The sequence below is a fragment of the Actinomadura hibisca NBRC 15177 genome, assembly GCF_001552635.1.
Classification (GTDB): Bacteria; Actinomycetota; Actinomycetes; order Streptosporangiales; family Streptosporangiaceae; genus Spirillospora; species Spirillospora hibisca.
In genome coordinates this window covers 1-5,155 of the sequence record NZ_BCRO01000155.1, presented here as the reverse complement: position 1 = coordinate 5,155, position 5,155 = coordinate 1, and the positions used below count along the sequence as shown (strand labels likewise).

Sequence of the window (5,155 nt, the reverse complement as noted above, 5' to 3'; positions counted from 1 at the left end):
GGCGGGTCCGGCGGCCCCTGGCCACGGCCGCGGTGACGTCCACCCGCGACGGGCCGGGGCGGGGCGTGGCCGCGACGTCGTCCAGCATGTTCTTCAGGTCGTTCATCGCATCTCCTCGGCCGGGCGCAGGGTGCGGCGCAACGCCTCCAGGCCCTTCGCGGTCTGGCTCTTGACGGTTCCGGTGGAGCATCCGAGCTCGGCAGCCGTCCGCTCCACCGACAGGTCGCAGTAGAACCGCAGCACCACCACGGCCCGCTGCCTCGGCGGCAGCGCGGCCAGCGCCGCGCGCAGGTCCAGGCCCGCCGCCTGGTCGGCGCTCAGGTCCGGCGGGCCGCTCTCCTCAGGGATCTCCCGGAACGGCCGCACCCGCTTCCACCACGCGCCCCGCTGCTCGGCGAGGAACACGCGCACCAGCACCGTGCGGGCGTACCCGTCGATGTTCTCGGCGGCCGACGCGCGCCGCCAGTTGAGGTACAGCCGCGTGATCGCGGTCTGCACCAGGTCGTCGGCCCGGTGCCAGTCCTGGCACAGCAGGTAGGCCACCCGCTGGAGCCAGGCCATCCGGGCCGTCACGTACGCGGTGTACTCATCGTCGGCCTTCGCCATGCACACCGCCCTTCTCTCGGAGGGTTCACGCCCCTTTAATGCGGGCGGAGGGCGGTGGGGTTGCCTCGCTTCGGCGATTGTCCCGCACGGTCCGCGATAGAAGGCGATCGACATTAGTGTGTATCGCACAGTATGGTGTGACGCGTGTCCTCCGAAGAGCTGATCCAGAGCCAGGCCCAGGAGTTGCGCCGCGGCACGGTCGTCCTGGCCTGCCTCGCGCTGCTGGAGCAGCCGCAGTACGGCTACGCGCTCCTGGAAACGCTCGACGCCGCCGGGGTCGCCGTCGACGGCAACACGCTCTACCCCCTGCTGCGCCGCCTGGAGAAACAGGGGCTGCTCACCAGCGAGTGGAACACCGAGGAGTCCCGGCCCCGCAAGTTCTACCGGGTGAGCCCCGAGGGCTCGCGGGTGCGCGCCGGGCTGCTGCGCGAGTGGCGGGACCTGGCGACCTCGATCGCACGACTGACCAAGGAGATCCCCCCAGCATGAGCACCGACACTCTGACCGAGCGTTACGTGCACGAGGTCGTCCGGCGCATCCCGGCCGGCCAGCGCGACGACATCGCCGACGAGCTGCGCGCCACGATCGCCGACACCGTCGAGGGTCACCGCGACGCCGACCCGGCCGCCGCCGAGCGCGCGGTGCTCACCGAGATGGGCGACCCGGTCCGGCTGGCCGCCCGCTACTCCGGCCGCCCGCTCGCGCTGATCGGCCCGGAGCTGTACCCGGCCTACCTGCGGCTGCTGAAGCTGCTGCTGGCCACGGTGCTGCCGCTGGTGACCGTCGCGGCGTCGGCCGTCGACCTGCTGGATGGCAAGGGCGCGGGCGACGCGGTCGGCGCGGGGATCGGGGCGTTCTTCGTCGTCGGCGCGCAGCTCGTCGCCTGGCCCACCGTCGTGTTCGCGCTGATCGAGCGGACCCGGCGCGACGGCGAACCCCTCCCCGGCACGCCGACCTGGACGCCCGACGACCTGCCCGAGGTGCCGCAGCAGGAGGGCGGCCGCGTCGCGGGCATGGTCTCGGCGGTCTGGAACGCGCTGTTGCTCGGGCTGATCGTCTGGCAGCACACCGCCGAGCCGGTCCGGACCGACGGCAAGCGGCTCCAGGTGCTCGACCCAGCCCTGTGGTCGGGCTGGATCTGGCCTGTTCTCGCCGGGCTCGCCGCGCTGGTGGCGATCGATCTGGTCCGCGTCGGCACGCGCGGCTGGACCGTTCCGCTGGCCGCCGCGCACGCCGTCGCCCAGGCGGTGTTCGCGCTGCCGCTGGCGTGGATCCTGCACGAGCGGCTGTTCTTCAACCCGGAGTTCCTGGGCACCGTCAACGGCGGCCTGACCGTGCGGGACGAGTTCTACACCGTCGCCGCGCTGGGTGTGCTCGTCGTGGCCGGGCACGAGGTGTTCAAGGGCCTCCGGGCGGCTCGCAAGCAGGCCGCCTGAACCGTCACCGGGCGGGTTGGCCCCCTCCCGCCCGGTGACCATGAGGATGTTTGAGCTACATTGCCCGCTATGCGGAAGCCGCTGGAGTGGCCAGGGCTCTTCCGGCGGGGACGGCCGGAAGAGCCGGTGCGGGCCGGTACCGAGCAGGGCGCGTCCGAGGCGGAGCCGGACGCCGAGGTCCCCGAGGCGCAGGCGGGCCGTCCGGCGCTGTGCTACTTCGACGCCCGGCACGGCCCCGCCGTCGAGCAGGTGACCTGGACGCCGCCCGACGAGCCCCCGTGCCCGGTCCGGGTGTGCGCCGCCGACGCGCTCCGGCTCGCCGAGCACCGCGCGCCGCTCGACCCGGCGTTCAAGTTCCTGAATCCCCTGCGGCCGTCCGAGGACCGGACGGCCCGCTAGCCGGGCGTTCAGCGGCCGGTGAAGAACGGGCCGGACTCCTTCTTCCACAGCAGCACGACCGCGACCAGCCCGATCAGCGGCGGCACCGCCACCATCAGCTTCAGCCACACCGGCGCGGGGCCGACGGCGTCGCCGACCAGGAACAGCGCGCCCAGGCCGAAGAAGACGGTGGACAACACGCGCGCCCAGTTGTGGCCGCGCCGCATCGCCCACGCCATCCACAACCACAGGGCGAGGCCGATGACGCCGCCCACGATGGCCAGCGGGCCGACGAGCTGGACGCTGCTGGTGTTCCCGTTGGAGCTGCGCACCACGTCGGCGGCGGCGAAGGACACGATGGTGTTGATGACGCCGAACACGCCTCCGGCGACCATCAGCTTGGAGGCCAGGTCCACCGTCTTGGGGATCGCGCGGCGCATGGGCGGGCCGGAGGCGTCGGAGCGAGCGGGGGCGTCGGAGTAGGCGGGCTGCTGTCCGTACGGTGAGGTCGTCATGGGCGGCGTGTGCCCGACAGGCGCGCGGATACCGCTCCCCGGCGGAGATCGTCCGGAAGCGGCCGGTCCGGTTTGTCGCGTTAAAGCGGGCTTGATCAGTGCGGGAACTGCCGGGGCGGCCGGGTCTTCGCGTTCCGGTCGCGGAAGTCGTCGATGATCGAGGTGATCTGCCGGGCCAGCCGGGTGGGCTCGATCAGGTCCCGGCCGGAGTGAAGACCTGGGGTTCCTGGAGGGAGAACATCCGGCGAAGCTAGCGCTTTCGATCACGTGCGGCAGCTCGGTTCAGTACGGGGACGGGCCGCCGAACATCTCGCTGACGCGCGGGGCCAGCTCGATGTCGCCGCGCACCTTCAGGCGGCCGTCCATCAGCAGGACCGCCGGGTTCGCGTCGCCCGCCAGGACCCGCAGGAAGTCGGCCGTGCCCGCGACGAGCGTGAAGCGCGCCTCGCGGGCGGGGCCCGGACGGGCCTGCGCCTTGCCGTCGCGGACCTCGACCGTCCACGGGGTCGCGGTGCCGTCCGTGCGGGTCAGGCGGAACTCCAACTCGCCCGCGAAGCCGCCCGCCAGCTTCGGGTCGTAGGCGCGCGCCATGCCGGTGAAGAAGATCCGCTGGGCGCGGGAGCCGAAGCGGCGCTCGATCTGCTCGTCCGAGCGGTCGTGCACCAGGCGGTAGAAGCCCTGCTGGAAGCGGCGGCGTCCGCTGGCGCGGGCCTCGTCGCGCACCGTCCGCAGGGTCACGCGCGGCCGACGGGCGCGGCGGGCGCGCAGGACCTCGGCGTCCTCGTCGATGCGGTAGCCGGGCGGGAGGTCGCGGGCCGGGGCGCGCCGGGACAGGGCCGCCTCGATGGCGGGGGCCAGGCGCGCGGCCTTGGCGGCGTCGTGGTGCTCGGCGAAGCGCGGCAGGACCGACTTGCCGAACAGCTCCAGCGCCTCGCAGATGTGCTCGTGCCTGGTGGGGCCGGACTGCATGACGAACGAGATCTCGTCCACGCCCGCCGCCTCGTAGCGGCGGATCAGGTCGGCCACCTGGTCGGGCGTGCCGATCGCGCCGCGCAACGAGCCGACGTTCACGTTCAGCGCCTCGGCGTTGGCGATGATCTGGTCGCGGTCGAAGCCCTTGGCGGCGCGCCGCTCCCGGAACTGCTCCCACACGTCGGTGCGGCCCGGGTCGTGCGGGGTGGTGCCGTAGTAGTGGGCCAGCGCGAAGCCGAAGAAGTGCGCGCCGTCGATGCCCCGGTCGATGGCCGTCGCCTCGTCCTCGTGCAACATCATCGGCAGCACGACCGCCACGTTCGGGTTGACCGCGAACCCGGCGGGCACGCACGCGTCCGACTCGATGATCCGGTAGTAGGCGTCCACCCACCTGGCGGCGTCCTCGGGCTCCACGAACGAGAACGACAGCGCCCCCATGCCGTTGCGCGCCGCGAACTCGATCGTCTCGCGGCGCGAGCAGGCCACCCACAGCGGCGGGTGCGGCTTCTGGACGGGCTTGGGCACCACGTTGCGCGGCGGCATCTGGAGGTGCCGCGACCGCCAGCCCGCGAACGGCTCCTCCACGAACATCCGCGTGATCGCGTCGATGGCGTCCTGCCACTGCTCCCGCTTGTCGGCCCGCCGCACGCCGAAACCGCCCAGCTCGGCGCTGGAGCTGGACTCGCCGGTCCCGAACTCGACACGGCCGCCCGACACCAGGTCCAGCGTCGCGACGCGCTCGGCGACGCGGGCCGGGTGGTTGACGCCCGGCGGGAGCTGGACGATGCCGTGCCCCAGCCGGATGCGCTTGGTGCGCTGCGAGGCCGCCGCGAGGAACACCTCGGGGGCCGAGGAGTGGGAGTACTCCTCAAGGAAGTGATGTTCCACGGCCCAAATCCGGTCGAAGCCGACACGGTCGGCGATCTCCACCTGGTCCAGCGCGTCCTGGTACAGGCGCTGCTCCGCGCCGTTGTCCCACGGGCGCGGCAACTGGTGCTCGTAGAAGATCGAAAACCGCATGGCACCTCCCGGGGCGCTGCCAGCGTCACTCTTTTTGGACGCGCCGTCAACGGGCGGCCTCCGCAGTGAAGCAAGCGCTCGCTTGACCAGTGACCACCACGTCCGGCACCGTGAGGTGAGAGTGATCACTGCAGGCCAGGAGAGAACCATGGCGCTACTGGACGGACTACGCGCCCTGGATCTCACTCATGCGGCGCCCCGGCCCCTGCTCCTCGCCCAGCAGGGCGT

At 72.5% G+C, this 5,155-nt stretch carries 6 protein-coding genes; 3 read left to right on the top strand and 3 right to left on the bottom strand.

From position 1 onward, the window contains the following. Nucleotides 1–102: 102 nt before the first annotated feature. The gene (locus AH6_RS41845) at nt 103–606 is read right to left on the bottom strand and encodes a SigE family RNA polymerase sigma factor (RefSeq protein ID WP_067492025.1); all 504 of its coding nucleotides are present in this window, start codon (nt 604–606) and stop codon (nt 103–105) included. Between the two features lie 144 nt (nt 607–750). Here AH6_RS41845 and AH6_RS41840 point away from each other — a divergent pair, with 144 nt between their 5' ends. The 3 genes from AH6_RS41840 (at nt 751) to AH6_RS41830 (ending at nt 2,441) form a co-directional block, all read left to right on the top strand. After that, nucleotides 751–1,095, top strand: a complete 345-nt coding sequence (locus tag AH6_RS41840) for a PadR family transcriptional regulator (protein ID WP_067492023.1) — start codon at nt 751–753, stop codon at nt 1,093–1,095. Continuing rightward, a complete protein-coding gene (locus tag AH6_RS41835; RefSeq protein WP_067492021.1) occupies nt 1,092–2,042 on the top strand; it encodes an HAAS signaling domain-containing protein in 951 nt (316 codons plus the stop codon). The genes AH6_RS41840 and AH6_RS41835 overlap by 4 nt, the downstream gene beginning before the upstream one ends. A gap of 69 nt (nt 2,043–2,111) precedes the next feature. Then, nucleotides 2,112–2,441, top strand: coding sequence for a hypothetical protein (locus tag AH6_RS41830; RefSeq protein WP_067492018.1), 330 nt, complete (start codon nt 2,112–2,114; stop codon nt 2,439–2,441). Between the two features lie 8 nt (nt 2,442–2,449). Here the strand turns inward: AH6_RS41830 and AH6_RS41825 are convergent, their stop codons facing one another. Together AH6_RS41825 and AH6_RS41820 are read right to left on the bottom strand one after the other, a co-directional pair. Continuing rightward, entirely contained in the window at nt 2,450–2,935 is a 486-nt protein-coding gene (locus tag AH6_RS41825) for a hypothetical protein (protein ID WP_067492016.1), read from the bottom strand. A gap of 282 nt (nt 2,936–3,217) precedes the next feature. After that, nucleotides 3,218–4,927, bottom strand: coding sequence for an LLM class flavin-dependent oxidoreductase (locus AH6_RS41820; RefSeq protein WP_067492013.1), 1,710 nt, complete (start codon nt 4,925–4,927; stop codon nt 3,218–3,220). Between the last annotated feature and the right edge of the window lie 228 nt (nt 4,928–5,155).